The 748-nt window shown below is 60.6% G+C and carries 1 protein-coding gene; it reads left to right on the top strand.

The window, feature by feature from the left end; genetic code table 11:
* A partial coding sequence (locus A6V37_RS02065; RefSeq protein WP_207547704.1) for a hypothetical protein occupies nt 1–430 on the top strand: 430 nt, incomplete at its 5' end.
* Nucleotides 431–748: the final 318 nt, after the last annotated feature.

Genomic DNA, 748 nt, shown 5'->3' with positions numbered 1-748 from the left:
ACATGTCGTCTATGGCGTTCACGAGCCGCGGAGCAAGCGGGTGTACGTCGCCTTCGCGGTCATGGCATTGCCAGGGCAAAGCAATAAAAATGTTCGTCTCCAGGCCGTCGGCGACCTGCCGCGGATTCCTCGCGTCTGGAAGGGCAGTCGAGTACGGGAGTCATGCAAGGTGCTTGCATTCGCGGCACTTGCCGCTGGCATCTGGACGTATTGCGGGCTGACTGACCCCCGCGGCGGCGTCGAGATGGCAATTGAAGCGGATGGGTTCGTGGCGCTGAGCTGCGCCATATACTTCGCCTTCGCTGCAAGTGCGGCCATTCGATGGCACTTTGGTTGGTTCACGCGGCGACAGCTGAATCTGCTCGCCGTATATGATGCGCTGGGTGTACCAGCGCGCGGGAAAGATCGCGCTGAAACTTCGCTGATCTGAGTGGCCCATCGGCGCCATTCGCCAAAGTGGTGGGTGCTCGTTCCGAGATGTAGGCCGATCGCGTCTGCCCGACGGTGAAAGTCCACTGGCCGCCCACGTCCACGGCTGTCTTATCCCATTGGTTTTACTTCGAAAGCTTCTGTCGAAGCGGCAGCGGGTGGAGACTTCGCATCAGCTGGCAGCGAAAACTGGCATGGGGTGAGGCGCTGGTCCGAACGGCAAAGAAGCAACCCGAAGCTTCCCTACAAGTGCCGACAGTCAAACGTCGGCTTAGGCCAACAACCGGTCAGCAGGGCCAGCAGCAAACGACCGCTGTGC

This window comes from Paraburkholderia ginsengiterrae, from assembly GCF_001645125.1.
GTDB classification, from domain to species: Bacteria; Pseudomonadota; Gammaproteobacteria; order Burkholderiales; family Burkholderiaceae; genus Paraburkholderia; species Paraburkholderia ginsengiterrae.
Note: the sequence above shows the minus strand (reverse complement) of the source record. Positions and strands in the feature narration are given on the sequence as shown.